Source organism: Paracidovorax oryzae ATCC 19882, assembly GCF_000687165.1.
Classification (GTDB): domain Bacteria; phylum Pseudomonadota; class Gammaproteobacteria; order Burkholderiales; family Burkholderiaceae_C; genus Paracidovorax; species Paracidovorax oryzae.
Map to the genome: position 1 here is coordinate 135,863 of NZ_JMKU01000008.1, position 15,547 is coordinate 151,409.

General features: G+C 69.4%; 15 protein-coding genes. 8 read left to right on the forward strand and 7 right to left on the reverse strand.

Going from position 1 to position 15,547, the window contains the following annotated elements:
* Positions 1 to 12: 12 nt before the first annotated feature.
* Both T336_RS0108050 and T336_RS0108055 read right to left on the reverse strand, forming a co-directional pair.
* The gene (locus tag T336_RS0108050; protein WP_019703137.1) at positions 13 to 705 is read right to left on the reverse strand and encodes an RES family NAD+ phosphorylase; all 693 of its coding nucleotides are present in this window, start codon (positions 703 to 705) and stop codon (positions 13 to 15) included.
* Positions 702 to 1,073: an MbcA/ParS/Xre antitoxin family protein gene (locus T336_RS0108055; RefSeq protein ID WP_019703136.1), complete on the reverse strand. Its 372-nt coding sequence runs from the start codon at positions 1,071 to 1,073 to the stop codon at positions 702 to 704. The genes T336_RS0108050 and T336_RS0108055 overlap by 4 nt, the downstream gene beginning before the upstream one ends.
* Positions 1,074 to 1,312: 239 nt before the next feature.
* Between T336_RS0108055 and yajC the strand changes: the two genes are divergently transcribed.
* The 4 genes from yajC (at position 1,313) to T336_RS0108075 (ending at position 7,241) form a co-directional block, all read left to right on the forward strand.
* A complete protein-coding gene (yajC, locus tag T336_RS0108060; RefSeq protein WP_019703135.1) occupies positions 1,313 to 1,645 on the forward strand; it encodes a preprotein translocase subunit YajC in 333 nt (110 codons plus the stop codon).
* Between the two features lie 182 nt (positions 1,646 to 1,827).
* Positions 1,828 to 3,726 carry a protein translocase subunit SecD gene (gene secD / locus T336_RS0108065; protein WP_026432154.1) on the forward strand — a complete coding sequence of 633 codons (1,899 nt, stop codon included), beginning with the start codon at positions 1,828 to 1,830 and terminating at the stop codon, positions 3,724 to 3,726.
* A gap of 15 nt (positions 3,727 to 3,741) precedes the next feature.
* Positions 3,742 to 4,695: a protein translocase subunit SecF gene (gene secF, locus T336_RS0108070; protein WP_019703133.1), complete on the forward strand. Its 954-nt coding sequence runs from the start codon at positions 3,742 to 3,744 to the stop codon at positions 4,693 to 4,695.
* Between the two features lie 152 nt (positions 4,696 to 4,847).
* On the forward strand, positions 4,848 to 7,241 hold the full coding sequence (locus T336_RS0108075; protein ID WP_026432155.1) for a DUF1631 family protein: 2,394 nt from the start codon (positions 4,848 to 4,850) through the stop codon (positions 7,239 to 7,241).
* Between the two features lie 51 nt (positions 7,242 to 7,292).
* Here T336_RS0108075 and recX read toward each other — a convergent pair whose 3' ends face one another.
* A complete protein-coding gene (gene recX / locus T336_RS0108080) occupies positions 7,293 to 7,763 on the reverse strand; it encodes a recombination regulator RecX (RefSeq protein ID WP_019703131.1) in 471 nt (156 codons plus the stop codon).
* A gap of 65 nt (positions 7,764 to 7,828) precedes the next feature.
* Positions 7,829 to 8,893, reverse strand: a complete 1,065-nt coding sequence (recA, locus tag T336_RS0108085) for a recombinase RecA (protein ID WP_019703130.1) — start codon at positions 8,891 to 8,893, stop codon at positions 7,829 to 7,831.
* Positions 8,894 to 9,054: 161 nt separating this feature from the next.
* Here recA and T336_RS0108090 point away from each other — a divergent pair, with 161 nt between their 5' ends.
* The 3 genes from T336_RS0108090 (at position 9,055) to T336_RS0108100 (ending at position 11,854) form a co-directional block, all read left to right on the forward strand.
* Entirely contained in the window at positions 9,055 to 9,579 is a 525-nt protein-coding gene (locus T336_RS0108090; protein ID WP_051647087.1) for a MarR family winged helix-turn-helix transcriptional regulator, read from the forward strand.
* 111 nt (positions 9,580 to 9,690) lie between these two features.
* Complete coding sequence (locus T336_RS0108095; protein ID WP_026432157.1) at positions 9,691 to 10,365, forward strand: response regulator; 675 nt, start codon at positions 9,691 to 9,693, stop codon at positions 10,363 to 10,365.
* Positions 10,366 to 10,396: 31 nt separating this feature from the next.
* Complete coding sequence (locus tag T336_RS0108100) at positions 10,397 to 11,854, forward strand: sensor histidine kinase (RefSeq protein WP_026432158.1); 1,458 nt, start codon at positions 10,397 to 10,399, stop codon at positions 11,852 to 11,854.
* A gap of 119 nt (positions 11,855 to 11,973) precedes the next feature.
* Here T336_RS0108100 and T336_RS0108105 read toward each other — a convergent pair whose 3' ends face one another.
* From T336_RS0108105 to T336_RS0108115, 3 genes are all read right to left on the reverse strand, one after another.
* The gene (locus T336_RS0108105) at positions 11,974 to 12,339 is read right to left on the reverse strand and encodes a DUF4148 domain-containing protein (RefSeq protein WP_026432159.1); all 366 of its coding nucleotides are present in this window, start codon (positions 12,337 to 12,339) and stop codon (positions 11,974 to 11,976) included.
* 205 nt (positions 12,340 to 12,544) lie between these two features.
* Entirely contained in the window at positions 12,545 to 12,898 is a 354-nt protein-coding gene (locus tag T336_RS0108110; RefSeq protein ID WP_019703126.1) for a DUF4148 domain-containing protein, read from the reverse strand.
* Between the two features lie 134 nt (positions 12,899 to 13,032).
* Positions 13,033 to 14,712, reverse strand: coding sequence for an adenylate/guanylate cyclase domain-containing protein (locus T336_RS0108115; protein ID WP_026432160.1), 1,680 nt, complete (start codon positions 14,710 to 14,712; stop codon positions 13,033 to 13,035).
* 87 nt (positions 14,713 to 14,799) lie between these two features.
* Here T336_RS0108115 and T336_RS0108120 point away from each other — a divergent pair, with 87 nt between their 5' ends.
* Positions 14,800 to 15,540, forward strand: a complete 741-nt coding sequence (locus tag T336_RS0108120) for a Crp/Fnr family transcriptional regulator (RefSeq protein ID WP_026432161.1) — start codon at positions 14,800 to 14,802, stop codon at positions 15,538 to 15,540.
* Positions 15,541 to 15,547 lie beyond the last annotated feature (7 nt).

Below are 15,547 nucleotides of genomic sequence, written 5' to 3' on the forward strand. Positions count from 1 at the left end.
CCGGTTGCCAGTTCAGAAATCCCACTCGAAGCGATCGGCATCGCCGATCAGCATCACCTTGCTCCGGGTCGCTTTGCAGATCCATCGCTGGCGCGTTGCGTCTATCCCCTGAGGGGGTTCGAACAATGCGTCCTGGACCAATGCAACGGCGCAGGCTTCATGGGGGGCTCGCACCGACTCGTACTTGAGCCATAGCACGCCCCTGTGGCGGGCCTCTGCGGCCAAGGCGTGGGTGGCGGTGTAGTCGCTGCCATGGGTCCATTGCTCCCTGCGGCGGTTCCAGGGCTCCTGCATCAGATCGATCGAAAGGCCCCGCATCTGCGCCTGAAACAGCGTGTGTTCCGTCAGCAGGTCTTCGTTCAGCAAGCCTGTGCTGTCCAGAAGAAACCGGTGGCGCCAGTAGGCGATCTCGGCGCAGACGGCCACCTGATTCTTCGCGCCATACCACTGTCCGTGCTCATGGGCCGGGCGGAACCGGTGAGGATGCGGTGGCGTGTACCGGAAGGGCGTGAACAGCAGGTAATGCCGTTCTTTCGCGATGGGGGGCTTGCTGGCCTCCAACATCTGCTCCAGCAAGTCCTGCTCGTCCAGGGAGTCGACCAGCCTGACTGTCGCTGCTGCGTATTGCGACTCCACCCCGCGCCATACCAGAAGCTGGCGCAACCGCAGGCTTTCGTCGAACCACCGCGGATCCCATGCGCTCATGTTGGCGCACGCATGGCGTCGAGATACGACAGGGTCGCCACCAGGCCATCCACACGCTGGACCATCTGCAAAGGCACACCGCCCAGGGCCTTGTTGAATCCCGTCATCCATGCCTGCCGCTTGCCGTCGTCCGTGCCGACCAGGGCATCCAGGGAACGGTAGACGCGCACGAGCAGCAACGCCAGTTCGCCTTCCTTGCTCGCCGGATCGATGGGCTTTTCCGCTTTGAGAATCCGCGACACCGTGGGTTCGCTCAGGCCCAGCGCCTTGGCCAGCATGACCCCGTTCATCCCGAGCAGCCGGCTCGCACGGGCCGTGGCCTTGGCAAGCACCTGGCCGGGGTCAGGTTGGGCAATGGCTTGTTCCATGGCAGGCTCCTTTAGATTTCTATGGAAATATTATGCGCGAGAACCAAAATATTTAATATCACGATCCATGGGGCGCAACCCGGGCATAACCCAACGGCCCGCGGGTTATGCCGCCAAGTCGCTGAAACACGCCGCATACAATCCCCTGTTGCCCTGCGGCAGGCGCCCATGCGCCCCTGCGTGCACGATCGGTCCGTCGAACGGACCGGACGACCCTCTTTTCACCGGAGCCTGTAGCCGTGTTTATCTCTTCCGCTTTCGCCCAGACCGCCCCGGCCGCCGCGCCCGCCGGCGGCATGATGTCCTCGCTCACGAGCATGCTGCCGCTGGTGCTGATGTTCGTGGTGCTGTACTTCATCATGATCCGGCCCCAGATGAAGCGCCAGAAGGAGCACCGCGCCATGATCGACGCGATCGCCAAGGGCGACGAGGTGGCGACGGCCGGCGGCATCCTGGGCCGGGTCACGCGCCTGTCCGAAGGCTTCCTGCACATCGAGATCGCCTCGGGCGTGGAGGTGCAGGTCCAGCGCAGTTCCGTGTCCCAGGTCCTGCCCAAAGGCACGGTGAAGTGAGGGGCAACCCCCTGAGCGGCTGCGCCGCTTCCCCCTTCTCTCGCGCTGCGCGCGGGAAGGGGGACGACGCCAGCGCGGCGGGGCGGCCCTTGCGCGGCGTCTGCTGGCCTGCGCCGCGCCCATTCCAGGCGCCGCCGATGGTGCGGCACGCCGTGGTCAACTGAGATGATAAGAGCGCGATCATGAATCGTTATCCGGTCTGGAAGTACGCGATCCTCGTGGTCGTGCTGCTCGTGGGGATCCTGTACTCCCTGCCCAATGTGTTCGGCGAGGCGCCCGCGGTGCAGGTGTCCTCGGCCAAGGCTTCGGTCAAGGTCGATGCCTCGCTGCAGCGGCGCGTCGAGGAGGCGCTGCAGGGCGCCGGCATCACGCCCGACGCGGTGAGCCTCGACGGCAACTCGGTGCGCGCGCGCTTCGACACGCCCGACACCCAGCTCAAGGCCAAGGACGTCATCCAGAAGGCCCTGGTGCCCGACGCGGGCGATCCGCAGTACATCGTCGCGCTGAACCTCGTCTCCCGTTCGCCCGCATGGCTCACGGCGCTGCATGCGCAGCCCGTCTACCTGGGCCTGGACCTGCGCGGCGGCGTGCACTTCATGCTGCAGGTGGACATGCAGGCGGCGCTCACCAAGAAGGCCGAGTCCTTCGCGGGCGACCTGCGCACTTTCATGCGCGACCGCAACATCCGCCACGGCGGCATCAGCCGCGACGGCCAGACCATCGAGGTGCGCCTGCGCGACGAGGCCGCGGCCACGGCCACGCGCAACCTCATCTCCGACCAGTTCCCCGACCTCGTGGCCACCTCCAGCCCGGACGGGCAGGGCGTGATCGTGCGCGCGACCATCAAGCCCGAAGCCCTGCGCAAGGTGCAGGACCAGGCGCTGAAGCAGAACATGACCACGCTGCACAACCGGATCAACGAACTCGGCGTGGCCGAGCCGGTGATCCAGCAGCAGGGCACGGACCGCATCGTGGTGCAGTTGCCCGGCGTGCAGGACACCGCCAAGGCCAAGGACATCCTGGGCCGCACCGCCACGCTCGAGGTGCGCATGGTGGACGAAAGCACCGAGGCGCGCGGCGCCGAGCGGGGCTCCGGCCCGGTGCCGTTCGGCAGCGAGCGCTACCCCGACCGCAACGGCCAGTTCGTCATCGTCAAGAAGCAGGTCATCCTCACGGGCGAGAACCTGACCGACGCGCAGCCCGGCTTCGATGGCCAGACCCAGGAGCCGACCGTCAACCTGACGCTCGACGCCAAGGGCGCGCGCATCTTCAAGGACATCACGCGCGAGAACATCGGCAAGCGCATGGCCATCGTGCTCTTCGAGAAGGGCAAGGGCGAGGTCGTGACGGCCCCGGTGATCCGCTCCGAGATCGGCGGCGGCCGCGTGCAGATCTCCGGCCGCATGACCACGGCCGAGGCCAACGACACCTCGCTGCTGCTGCGCGCCGGCTCGCTGGCCGCGCCGATGGAGATCATCGAGGAATTCACCATCGGCCCCAGCCTGGGTGCCGACAACATCAGCCGCGGTATCCACAGCGTGGTCTGGGGCATGGTGGCCATCGCCGTGTTCATGTGCGTGTACTACGCTCTCTTCGGCGTGTTCTCCACCATCGCGCTGTCGGTGAACGTGCTCATGCTGATCGCCGTGCTGTCCATGCTGCAGGCCACCCTCACGCTGCCCGGCATCGCCGCCATGGCGCTCGCGCTGGGCGTCGCCATCGACTCGAACGTGCTGATCAACGAGCGCATCCGCGAGGAGCTGCGCGCGGGCGTCGCGCCGCAGGCGGCCATCCATGCGGGCTACGAGCGCGCCTGGGCGACCATCCTCGACTCCAACGTGACCACGCTCATCGCCGGCCTGGCGCTGCTGGCTTTCGGTTCGGGTCCGGTGCGCGGCTTCGCCGTGGTGCACTGCCTGGGCATCCTGACCAGCATGTTCTCGGCCGTGTTCTTCTCGCGCGGCCTGGTGAACCTCTGGTACGGCCGCAAGAAGAAGCTCAAGAGCGTGTCCATTGGCCAGGTGTGGAAGCCCGGTCCCGACACCCCGGCGGTGCCCTCCGTGCCGGCCAAGACGAACTGACCGAAGGAAGACGCCATGGAATTCTTCCGCATCAAAAAAGACATCCCCTTCATGAAGCACGCGTTGGTCTTCAACGCGATTTCCTTCATCACCTTCGCGCTGGCCGTCTTCTTCCTCTTCACGCGCGGGCTGCACCTGTCTGTGGAGTTCACGGGCGGCACCGTGATGGAAGTGGCCTACACCCAGGCGGCCGACACCGGCAAGGTGCGCGAAGCCGTCTCGCGGCTCGGATACTCCGACGTGATCGTGCAGAACTTCGGCACCTCGCGCGACGTGATGATCCGCCTGCCCGTGCAGAAGGGGGCGACCTCCGCGCAGCAGAGCGAGCAGGTGATGGGGGCCCTCAAGGAGCAGGACCCGGGCGTCACGCTGCGCCGCACGGAGTTCGTCGGTCCGCAGGTGGGCGAGGAACTCGTGCACGGCGGCCTCATGGCCCTCGCCATGGTGGTGGTCGGCATCGTGGTGTATCTCGCGTTCCGCTTCGAATGGAAGTTCGGCGTCGCGGCCATCATCGCCAACCTGCACGACGTGGTCATCATCCTGGGCTTCTTCGCGTTCTTCCAGTGGGAGTTCTCGCTCGCCGTGCTGGCGGGCGTGCTCGCGGTGCTGGGCTACTCGGTGAACGAATCCGTGGTGATCTTCGACCGGATCCGCGAGGCCTTCCGCAAGTACCGCAAGATGTCCACGCACGAGGTCATCGACCACGCCATCACGAGCACGATGAGCCGCACGATCATCACCCACGCTTCCACCGAGGCGATGGTGCTGTCGATGTTCTTCTTCGGCGGCCCGAGCCTGCACTACTTCGCGCTCGCGCTGACCATCGGCATCCTGTTCGGCATCTACTCCTCAGTGTTCGTCGCCGCTGCCATCGCCATGTGGCTGGGCATCAAGCGCGAGGATCTGGTAAAGGCGCCGGCCCGCAAGGAAGGCGACCCCAACGATCCCAACGCCGGGGCCGCGGTCTGAGCTTTTACGCCACATTCCGGCTCCGCGCGGGCTGCCGCAAGCGGCCCGTTTAGCATTTGGGCCGATGGAATTCCGCGGGGCGGATCGTCCGTTGGATCTCTGCAGATTCCCGTATGCCGGCAGGCCTGTAGCGCGCTCATAATCCGCGGCGTATGGAGATTTCGTCCACCTTCCCGTCGAACGCGAGGCGCCTGGCCCGCCTGGGGCGCCAGCGTTTCATCGAGGGACTGGGCGAAGGCCTGCCCGGCCTGGACGCCGAGCTCCAGGAGTTCACTACCCATCTCATGGGGCTGACGGCCACCCAGCGCGTCATGCAGGAGCGCCGCGACCTGTGGATGCGCTACCAGCAGTTCCATGGTGCGTGGATCGCCGGCGCGGCGCGGTCGCTGCGCGATGCGGTCACCACGCTCCCCAGCACGCGCAGCGCCGCGCTGTCCGGGGGCTTTTCGCTCGCAGGGCTCGAGCTGGTGAGCGACGACGTGGTGGAAAACAAGATCCTCGCGTCCCGCATCGGCCTGTCCGTGGCGGAGCGGGCCGGCCCTGCCTTCGACGCGGTGCGCAGGCACCTGCAGCATCTCGAAGGCGAGGAGCCCGGCGAACGGGATCTCCTGCGCCCCGAAGTCCTGGCCCTGCATCTCGTGGATCCGTGGGTGGCCTGTGGCCTGCTGCGCGCGGACCTGCAGGCCCTGCTCGAGCCGTTGCAGCGCGCCCTGGGTGCGCTGGTGCTCGCGCAATACGAGGCCCTGGTCCGCTTCTTCGAGGAGCAGGGCGTGCGACCGGACGACGACCTGCGTTCGCGCGTGCGCCGTACGGGCGGGACGACGGTACAGGGAGGGCTGGGGTCCCCTCCTGTCTCCGGAGTGGGGGCAGGCATGGCCATGCCGCAGGCCGGGGACCCGTCCACCGGCGGTGGATTGCGCGCTCCTTCCCGGCCCATGGGGACCATGCCGGGCGGGGTTTCGGGTTTCGCAGGCACGCAGGCCGCTGCCTACGGCTCGCCCCTGGCCCGGGCCCGCCAGCGCGCGCAGGGCGTGATGGGGCAGCTGCGCCGCATTCTCGTGCAGCCGGCCATCGCGGCGTTCAGCCCCTCGGGCGCCGGGCGCATGGCGGGTGCTGCGGGCGATGCTCCTGCTCCGGCGGCACCGGCGTCGGCGGCGCTGCAGCAGGCACTCGCGGAACAGCGGCTGATGGCCGACAGCTTCTACCAAAGCGAGATCGCCACCCTGGTCCTGGACTATCACAGCCCCGCTGCAGTGGTGCAGGTGGCAGGCGCTGCGCGCGAGCGCACCGCGGAGCTCAAGGCCAAGGCGGAAACGCCGGGCGAGAAGGCCATCATCGAGGTGGTCGCGCTGATGTTCCAGAGCATCCTGAGCGAAGACCGCATCCCGCCCGCGGTGCGCGTGTGGTTCGCGCGGCTGCAGGTTCCCGTGCTGCGGGTGGCCCTGGCCGAGCCGGAGTTCTTCAGCGACATGGCGCATCCCGCCCGCCAGCTCATCGACCGCATGGGCGGCGTGGTGCTGGGGTTCGATACCGCGGCGATCCAGGGCAGCGCCCTGGAGGCCGAGATCCGGCGCGTGGTGCAGGTGATCGAGCAGTATCCGGAAACCGGACAGCGGGTGTTCCAGCTGGTGCTGTCGGAGTTCGAGGCCTTCATTTCGCGGTTCCTCACGGCGCCCCAGGCCACCTCGCGCATCGTGAGCGTGGCGCAGCAGGTGGAGCAGAAGGAGACGATGGCGATCCAGTACACCATCGAGCTGCGCAACCTGCTCAAGGACATGCCGGTGCGCGACGAGATCCGCAGCTTCCTGTTCAAGACCTGGGCCGAAGTGCTGGCGCTGTCGGCCGTGCGCAGTGGCGCGCAGCATGCGGACACCGCCGCGTTCAAGCGGGCGGCCACCGACCTCGTGTGGGCCGCCAGCGCCAAGCCCCAGCGGGCGGAGCGCGCGCAGGTCATCCAGAGCCTGCCGGGCCTGCTGCAGCGGCTGCGGCAGGGGCTGGAACTGCTGGGCGTGACCGGCGCGCCGCAGGACGTGCACATCAAGATCCTCACCGACACGCTCGCCGACGCATTCCTCTCCAAGACGGCATCCATCCCGCAGGCGCACATCGACGCGATGGCCCGGCGACTGGACCACCTCGAGGACTACATGAGCGACGCCACTCTGGGTGACATGCCGCTCGACGCCGACTACCTGGAAATGATGCTGGGCATCGATGCCTCGTCCATCCACGTCGCGGCGGACAACGGCACGCCCGTGGACGAGGCCATGGTGACCTGGGCGCGCGAACTGCTGCTGGGGGCGTGGTTCACGCTGGACCACAACGGGGCCTCGGCGCAGGTGCAGTACGCATGGCACAGCGAGCGCCGGCAGCTGCATCTTTTCGCGGCGCCGGACGGCAGCAGCTACCTGCTGCAGTTGCGGCGGATGGCCGCCTACCTGCAGGCGGGCCTGCTGGTGCCCCAGGAAGAGGAAGCCCTCACGATGCGCGCCACGCGCGACGCGCTGGCCAAGATCGACGCGAATCCGGAACGGCTGCTGGGGTAGCGCCGTTCTTGCCTGCCACAGATGCCCGGGCGGGCCGCCATGGTGGCTTCTTCATTCCGGCAGATCGTCGTCGGCCTCCATCCGGCCGCCGATCACGCGCCGCACTACGTCGCCCGGGAAGCCGCGAGCCGCGAGGAAACGCATCTGGCGTGCCCGCTCCTGGGGTGTTTCCGGGGGCGTGCCGAAGCGCTGGCGCCAGACGGCGAGGGCGCGCGCCGCCTCGCTGCCGCGCAGGCGCTCGGCCGTCTCGCGCACCAGCGCATCGTCCAGCCCCTTGGCGCGCAGTTCCTGCACCACGCGCTGCGTGCCCAGCCGCGCCGCGCGGCGGTGCACCACGGATTCGGCCACGCGGCCGGCATTGATGAAGTCCCTGGCCTGGAGTTCATCGAGCACCGCGTGCAGGTCGTCGCCTTCCTGCACATGCCGTGCAAGCTTCGCCTCGAGTTCGGAGCGCGAATGCTCGCGCTGCGCCAGCAGGCGCAGCGCGCGGCCCTTGAGGGAGAGGGGGGAAGAAAGACCCATGGGAGTCGCAGCCACGCCGGCCCGCTGCGCAAGGCGGCAGGCCGGCGCTTCGGAGGCCCTGCGTGTCAGGCCTCGTCGCCGGCCGCAGCGCCGGCTGCCACGGGCGGCAGCAGCGAGACGCCCAGGCCGTCGCGCACCTTGTTCTCGATCTCGCGGGCCAGGTCGGCGTTCTCGCGCAGGAACTCGCGTGCGTTGTCCCGGCCCTGGCCGATCTTCTCGCCGTTGTAGGCGTACCAGGCGCCGCTCTTCTCGATGATGCGGGCGTTCACGCCCATGTCGATGATCTCGCCCTCGCGGCTGATGCCTTCGCCGAAGAGGATGTCGAACTCGGCCGTCTTGAAGGGCGGGCTGACCTTGTTCTTCACCACCTTGACCTTGGTCTCGTTGCCGATGGCCTCGTCGCCCTTCTTGATGGTGCCGGTGCGGCGGATGTCCAGGCGCACGGAGGCGTAGAACTTCAGCGCGTTGCCGCCGGTGGTGGTTTCGGGGCTGCCGAACATCACGCCGATCTTCATGCGGATCTGGTTGATGAAGATGACCATGCAGTTGGTCTTCTTGATGGTGGCGGTGAGCTTGCGCAGCGCCTGGCTCATCAGGCGGGCCTGCAGGCCGGGCAGCGCATCGCCCATCTCGCCTTCGATTTCGGCCTTGGGGGTCAGTGCGGCGACGGAGTCCACCACGATCAGGTCCACGGCGCCGGAGCGCACGAGGCTGTCCACGATTTCCAGGGCCTGCTCGCCGGTATCGGGCTGGCTGATGAGCAGGTCGGGCACGTGCACGCCGAGCTTCTGGGCGTACTGGATGTCGAGCGCATGCTCGGCATCGACGAAGGCGCAGGTGCCGTTCTGCTTCTGCATCTCGGCGATGACCTGCAGCGTGAGCGTGGTCTTGCCGGAGGATTCGGGGCCGTAGATCTCGATCACGCGGCCGCGGGGCAGGCCGCCCACGCCCAGGGCGACGTCCAGGCCCAGCGAGCCGGTGGAGACAACCTGGATGTCCTCGATGGCTTCGCCTTCGCCCAGGCGCATGATGGTGCCCTTGCCGAACTGCTTTTCGATCTGGGCGAGGGCTGCCTGCAGGGCCTTGGCCTTTTCGCTATTGGCGGCGTTGTTCTTGACGGGTGCGTCCATGGAGTGCTCCTGAAAGAGGAAAACGTGGAAGGGAAGGCCGGCGAATGCGATGCCAGAGGGTGGCTGTCTTCAATCACAGGCTGGATGCTTGACCAGTAGTGTAGGGGCGAGATACTTTTCAAACAATGCAATTTTTGGTCAGTTTGCCTGACAATTGAGGCATGGCTTTTTCCCCGTTTCCCCAGCCTCCGTCGGCCACCCTGGCCACTCGGGACGACGCCTGGCGCCTCACCCACCTGGGCCGCCTGCTCGGCCACGCCATGCGCCGCTTCGACGCGCGCGTGCTCGAGCTGATGGCACACGACGTGCAGGTCCCCCTGGCGCTGTCGCACCTGGCTGCCCGCGACCAGGTCAGCGCGGCCCACATCCACATCACCCGCCACCTGTCGCTGCAGGGCGACCGGCTCACCGACCTGGCTGCGCGCGCCGGCATGGCCAAGCAGTCGATGGCCGCGCTGGTGGGCCAGTGCGAAGCCTGGGGCCTCGTGGCACGGGAGCCCGACCCGCACGACGCGCGGGCGCGACGGGTGCGTTTCACCGCCACGGGCCTGGCCTGGCTGCAGGCCTTCCGCAGTGCGGTCGCGCAGGCAGAGGCGGAATTCGGCGCGGAGGTGGGCGATGCCGTGGCCGCCGTCGTGCGGCTGGGCCTGGAGGCGTATGCGGGAGGCGATGGCGTGGAGCCGTGAACTGCGTGCGTCCCGTCCCGCCCACCGGCCGATGTCCCTAGAATCGGCGGGACGCCCGGATGCCGGCCAGACCGGCTGCGGCGCAATCCCACGAACACCGGAGACAGGCCCATGCGCATCCTCATTGCCGAAGACGATCAGGTTCTGGCGGATGGCCTGCTGCGCACGTTGCGGGGGTCCGGCGCCGCGGTAGACCATGTGGCGAGCGGCAGCGATGCCGACACCGTGCTCGCGACGACGCAGGAGTTCGACCTGCTGATCCTCGACCTCGGCCTGCCGCGCATGCATGGGCTGGACGTGCTCAAGCGGCTGCGCGGCCGCGGCTCGGCGCTGCCGGTGCTGATCCTCACGGCGGCCGACAGCGTGGACGAGCGCGTGAAGGGCCTGGACTACGGTGCCGACGACTACATGGCCAAGCCTTTCTCTCTGCAGGAGCTGGAGGCGCGCGTGCGCGCCCTCACGCGCCGCGGCATGGGTGCCACCAGCAACACCATCCGGCACGGCCCGCTCGTCTATGACCAGGCAGGGCGCATGGCCACCATCGACGGCAAGCTCGTGGAACTGTCCGCCCGCGAACTGGGCCTGCTGGAAGTGCTGCTGCAGCGCGCCGGGCGGCTGGTGAGCAAGGAGCAACTGGTGGAGCGGCTCTGCGAGTGGGGCGAGGAAGTGAGCAACAACGCCATCGAGGTGTACATCCACCGCCTGCGCAAGAAGATCGAGCGCGGGCCGATCCGCATCGCCACGGTGCGGGGGCTGGGCTACTGCCTGGAGAAGGTCGCCGCCTAGCGCGACCTCCTGCTGCCGCGGGCGACGTGCCTTGAAGATCTTCCAGCGCGAACAGCGGTCGCTTTTCGGGGAGATCCTCGACTGGATGCTCACGCCGCTGCTGCTGCTGTGGCCGGTGAGTTTGGCGCTGACCTGGCTCGTGGCCCAGGGGCTGGCGAACAAGCCGTTCGACCGGGCGCTGGAGTACAACGCCCATGCGCTCGCGCAACTCGTCACGGTGCAGGACGGCCGCGCGCAGTTCAACCTGCCGCAGCCCGCCGGCGAGATCCTGCGCGCGGATGAATCCGACATCGTCTACTACCAGGTCCTGGGCCCCCGGGGGGAGTTCCTGTCCGGCGAGCGCGACCTGCCCCGGCCGCCGCCGCCCGACGACGATCGCCCGCTGTCCGGCCAGGTGCGGCTGCGCGACGCGGAGTTGCGCGGCATCGAAATCCGCGTGGCGGCCATCTGGGTGCGTCTGCCGGTGCCGGGGACTCCGGCTGCGCTGGTGCAGGTGGCGGAAACGCGGGAAAAGCGCAGCGTGCTCGCCACCGAGATCATCAAGGGCGTGATGCTGCCGCAGTTCGTCATCCTGCCGCTCGCCGTGCTGCTGGTCTGGCTCGCGCTGGCACGCGGCATCCAGCCGCTGCACCGGCTGGAAGAGCGCATCCGCGCACGCGATCCGGACGACCTCTCGCCGCTGGACCACCGGGCGGTACCGCTGGAGGTGGCTCCGCTCGTGGACTCGGTGAATGATTTGCTGCGGCGGCTGCAGGATTCGCTGGCCACGCAAAAGCGCTTCCTGGCGGACGCGGCCCACCAGCTCAAGACCCCGCTGGCGGGCTTGCGCATGCAGGCCGACCTCGCGCAGCGCGAAGGAACCAGCACGGAAGACCTCAAGCGCTCACTGCAGCAGATCGGCCGCGCCAGCGTGCGTGCGACCCACACGGTCAACCAGCTGCTGGCGCTGGCGCGCGCGGAAGCGGGTGGCGCCGTGCTGGCGCGGCAGCCGGTGGATCTGGCGCGCCTGGTGCGCGAGGCCGTGCGCGACTGCGTGCCCCGGGCGCTGGAGAAGTCCATCGATCTCGGCTACGAGGGCGCCCAGCCGGCGGACCCCGGCGTGTGGGTGGACGGCAACCCGACCCTGCTCAAGGAACTGGCGCGCAATCTGCTGGACAACGCGATCAACTACACGCCTTCCAGCAGCGGCCGGCCCGGGGTGGTGACCGCGCGCGTGCTGGCCGATCCGTTCGGCCGCATCGTGCTGTTGCAGGTGGAGGATTCCGGCCCCGGCGTACCGGAGACGGAGCGCGAACTGGTGTTCCGCCCTTTCTACCGGGCGCTGGGCACCGACGCCGATGGTTCGGGCCTGGGCCTGCCCATCGTGCTCGAAATCGCGCGCCAGCATGGCGCGCAGGTGCGGCTGGAGGACGCCCATCCCGGGGCGAATCCACCGGGGGCGTGTTTTTCGGTGCGGTTTTCCGCCGGGGACGATCCGCAGCCTGCATGAGCCGGCAGCCCTGCCGAGAAGCTGCGGCAGGCACGCAAAAGCCCGCCGGGCGTTGCCGGGCGGGCTTTTGCATTACCCACGGCTCCCGGGGGCGGGAGCCACGGGCGCGGGCATGGTCATCAGTTCGTCATCGGCACGGTGCCGTGCTCGTACATGCTGGCCACGGCGCTCACGTCGCCACCCAGGCGGCGGACTTCGGCGATGTATTCAGGGCCGCTGCGCAGGCGCTGGTACTCGGCCAGGCGCTCCTGGTACATCGGATCGCTGGCGGGAGAGCGCTCGCCCACCTGGTACTTGTCCAGGCCGGCGCGATGCCACAGGTTGGCATCGGCGATCACTTCAGCGCGCGACAGGGGCTGCTGGCTGGACTGCGCGGCCACCGGGGTGGGGCCGGCCCATTCTTCCTGGGACATGGGGGCTGCCGTGGCGGCGGTGGCACCTGCGAAGGCGATGGTTGCGATGGCGATGAGATGCTTGCGATTCATGGCGATAAGTCCTTTCTTCGACAAGGGGAACAATGTGCAGCGCGCCGGATTGCGTTCTGCATGGGACGAAGTTTGCGCCTCATCCCTGCCGCTGCATGTGCGAAAACGCACGGATTCGTGTAGGCCTGTGTCCGACCGGCCTGTGCTCCCGGGAGCTCCTCTGCGTGGGAGAACAGGTGGTTTCAGACGCAACGACAGGTGTCGCTCAGTTGCCGCCGGCGGCGGTGCGCTGGCCCGCCACGGTGCTTGCTTCTCCGCCCTGGCGGCGCACTTCGGCCAGGTATTCGGGGCCGCTGCGCAGGCGACGGTACTCGGCCAGGCGCTGCTCGTTGGCGGGGTCCGCGATGAAGCTGTGGTCGCCCTGGCCCACGTTGCGCAGGCCGGCACGGTTCCACAAAGCGAGGTCGGCGGCCACTTCGGCGCGCGACAGCGGCTTGCCCTGCGCGGCGGGCTCGGCGCCGAACCAGTCCTCCTGCGAAGCGGGTGCGGCCGACGCGGCACCGGCGAAAGCCAGTGCGGCCAGGGCGAGGATGAGGGCGGAGGGACGGCGTGCGTTCATGGTGTGGTTCCTTTCGGTCGGGTCATCGCCGCGTTGCGTTGTTGCGTTGCGGCATGGAGGCAAGTGTGTCCTCGCGACCCTGTCCAGGTCTGTGCGAAAGCGCACAGCTTGCGTCAGATGGCCGGGGCGGGGGCTCAGCCGGCGCAGGGCGTGCGCAGGGATGACGGCCGCGCCACGTGCAGCACATCGAGGGGCTGCGAGCGCCCCCGCACGGTGATCGCGCCGGGCGTGCCGAGCCGGTCCTGCATGCCCGCCAGGCGTGCCACGTCCGCCGAGAGCACGAGCCGCGCGCCCACCACCTTGGAGTGGTCCTGCAGCCGGCTCGCGGTGTTCACCACCTCGCCCACGGCCGTGAAGGTGGTCGTGTCCTCGAAGCCCACCTGTCCGACGGCGACAGCACCCGCATGCAGTCCCATGCCGAAATCCAGCGCGTGGCCGAACTGCGCCTGGAAGGCTTCGTTCCAGGCCTCCATGCGTTCCTCGATGGCCGCGGCGGCGGCCAGCGCCTGGCGGCAGGCCGCGGGAAGGTCGCAGTCCAGACCGAAGAGCGCCATCACGCTGTCGCCGATGAACTGGTTGGGCAGCCCCCCGGCCTCGCGCACGGCGCTGCCGACGCGCTCGAAATACTGGTCCAGCACCCATGCGAGATCGAAGGGCCACTGGCGCTCTGCCAGTCCCGACCAGCGGCGCAGGTCCACGAACAGCACGGCCACCTGCCGTTCGCTGCCCAGCCGCGCTGCCGCCGGGCCGGCGCCGGGCTGGAAGAGCGGCGTGACGCGCACCCGGCCCTGCGGCCGCAGCTGGCAGGCCAGGCGCACGCCCTGCGGTGCGTTCACCCGCTGCAGCGTGCGCAGTTCATCGCGCTGCGGCGGCGGCAGGCTGCCGTCCTCCGCTTCCACGCGCACGCGGCAGGTGGAGCAGCGCGCCCGCCCTCCGCACAGGGACAGGTGCGGGATGCCGTGCAGGCGGCTGGCGTCCAGCACGCTGGTACCGCGGGCCACCTGCACGGTGCGGCCGGGGTACTGCAGCGTCACGCAGCCTTTGCCGCGCAGGCGGCGCAGCGCGCCCGCCGCGAACCGGGCGGCCACGAGGGCCGCCAATGCCATCAGCCAGCCGAGCTGCAGGCCCTCGCCCAGCGAGCGTGCGGCCTCCGCTGCCGGGCGCGGCGGCCCGGGGGAGCGCAGGGCCTGCGCGGTCCAGGCGATTTCCCGGCCCATGGCCAGCGTGCCCAGCAGCGCGAGCACCGGCAGCAGCACGGCCGCCGCCAGCAGCACGGCCTGGTGGCGGCGCCATGCCCCGCGGTGGCGCATGGCCAGGTGCAGGCCGAGGCAGCCATGCAGCCAGGCGAGTGTCAGGAGCAGTGCCTGGCGCGCCAGGGACTCGGGCGACCAGATGGCGCGCACGATGCGCAGGTAGGAAGGCTCCACGCCCCAGGTGCTGGCCAGCCAGCGCGTGCCCACCACGTGCGTGACCAGCAGCAGCGGCAGCAGCAATCCCAGGGCGATGCGCAGCGCCTCGACGGGCGGCATGCGCCAGCTGCGCCGCTGCCAGAGGGCGGTGCCGGCCATGGCGAGGTGCACGGCGAAGGCGCCGTACAGCAGCACGGTGCCGGGAGCCGTGGCCCACGCGGCATGCACCGCGCGGCGCAGCGCCTCGGCCGCCTGCAGCGATACCAGTCCCGCGGCATGCGTGGCCAGGTGCAGCGCCACGTAGAGCCACAGCGTCAGTCCGCTCGCCCAGCGCAGGTCGCGCGCCGAGGGCCGGCGGCGTGGGCGGGCGGGGAGGTCGGCGGGATCGGGGGCGGAACGGGGCATCGGTGAGGGAGCGCGGCGGCTGAGCATAATGCCCCGAGGCCGGCGGTGTCCGCCAGCCGGCCCGTTCCCTTTTTCCGTGGTTTTCTCATGGTGTCCGCCCCCCGACGCAGCTCCTCTCCTGCCGCCCCCGTTCCCTCGAGTTTCGCTCTGCGGGGAGTGGCGCTGTTCGAGGGGCTGGATGCGCAGCGGCTGGACCGGATCGCCCGGCAGTGCCGCTGGCAGCAACTGCCCGCGCGGCGGCGCCTGTTCTCCCGCGCCGCCGCGGAAGCCGAGGTGTATTTCATCCTCACCGGGCAGGTGCGCGTGACCACCTATTCGGCCAACGGCCGGCAGGTCACTTTCCGCGACTGCGGCCCGGGAGAGCCCATCGGCCTGCTGGCCGCGCTCGACGGCGGCGCGCGGTCTGCCGATGTGGTCACCCTGGCGCCCACGCTGGCGGCGAGCCTGCCGCCGGAGGACTTCCGCCGGCTGATGGCCGAGGAGCCCGCCGTGGCGCAGCGCGTGGTGGAGGGCCTGTGCGTGCTGGTGCGGGAGCTGTCGGAGCGCGTGATCGATCTCAGCACGCTGGGCGTGCAGAACCGGCTGCATGCGGAGCTGCTGCGCATGGCCCGGGCCTCGGGCGGCGCGGATGCCGCAGGCCGGGCGCGCATCGACCCTGCGCCGGCACATGCGGAAGTGGCCAGCCGCATCAGCACCAACCGCGAGCAGGTGACGCGCGAACTCGGCGTGCTCGTGCGGCAGGGGCTGCTGGAGAAGGCGGGCCGCGCTTTCGTGGTGAACGATCTGGCGCGGCTCGAACGCATGGTGGCGGAGGTGCGCGGAGGCTGATCCCGCC

Excerpts from the sequence above, each read along its gene's own strand:
- T336_RS0108050 (WP_019703137.1), bottom strand. The coding sequence starts at position 705 with ATGAGCGCATGGGATCCGCGGTGGTTCGACGAAAGCCTGCGGTTGCGC.
- T336_RS0108055 (WP_019703136.1), bottom strand. The coding sequence starts at position 1,073 with ATGGAACAAGCCATTGCCCAACCTGACCCCGGCCAGGTGCTTGCCAAG.
- secD (WP_026432154.1), top strand. The coding sequence starts at position 1,828 with ATGAATCGTTATCCGGTCTGGAAGTACGCGATCCTCGTGGTCGTGCTG.
- secF (WP_019703133.1), top strand. The coding sequence starts at position 3,742 with ATGGAATTCTTCCGCATCAAAAAAGACATCCCCTTCATGAAGCACGCG.
- T336_RS0108075 (WP_026432155.1), top strand. The coding sequence starts at position 4,848 with ATGGAGATTTCGTCCACCTTCCCGTCGAACGCGAGGCGCCTGGCCCGC.
- recX (WP_019703131.1), bottom strand. The coding sequence starts at position 7,763 with ATGGGTCTTTCTTCCCCCCTCTCCCTCAAGGGCCGCGCGCTGCGCCTG.
- recA (WP_019703130.1), bottom strand. The coding sequence starts at position 8,893 with ATGGACGCACCCGTCAAGAACAACGCCGCCAATAGCGAAAAGGCCAAG.
- T336_RS0108090 (WP_051647087.1), top strand. The coding sequence starts at position 9,055 with ATGGCTTTTTCCCCGTTTCCCCAGCCTCCGTCGGCCACCCTGGCCACT.
- T336_RS0108095 (WP_026432157.1), top strand. The coding sequence starts at position 9,691 with ATGCGCATCCTCATTGCCGAAGACGATCAGGTTCTGGCGGATGGCCTG.
- T336_RS0108105 (WP_026432159.1), bottom strand. The coding sequence starts at position 12,339 with ATGAATCGCAAGCATCTCATCGCCATCGCAACCATCGCCTTCGCAGGT.
- T336_RS0108110 (WP_019703126.1), bottom strand. The coding sequence starts at position 12,898 with ATGAACGCACGCCGTCCCTCCGCCCTCATCCTCGCCCTGGCCGCACTG.
- T336_RS0108115 (WP_026432160.1), bottom strand. The coding sequence starts at position 14,712 with ATGCCCCGTTCCGCCCCCGATCCCGCCGACCTCCCCGCCCGCCCACGC.
- T336_RS0108120 (WP_026432161.1), top strand. The coding sequence starts at position 14,800 with ATGGTGTCCGCCCCCCGACGCAGCTCCTCTCCTGCCGCCCCCGTTCCC.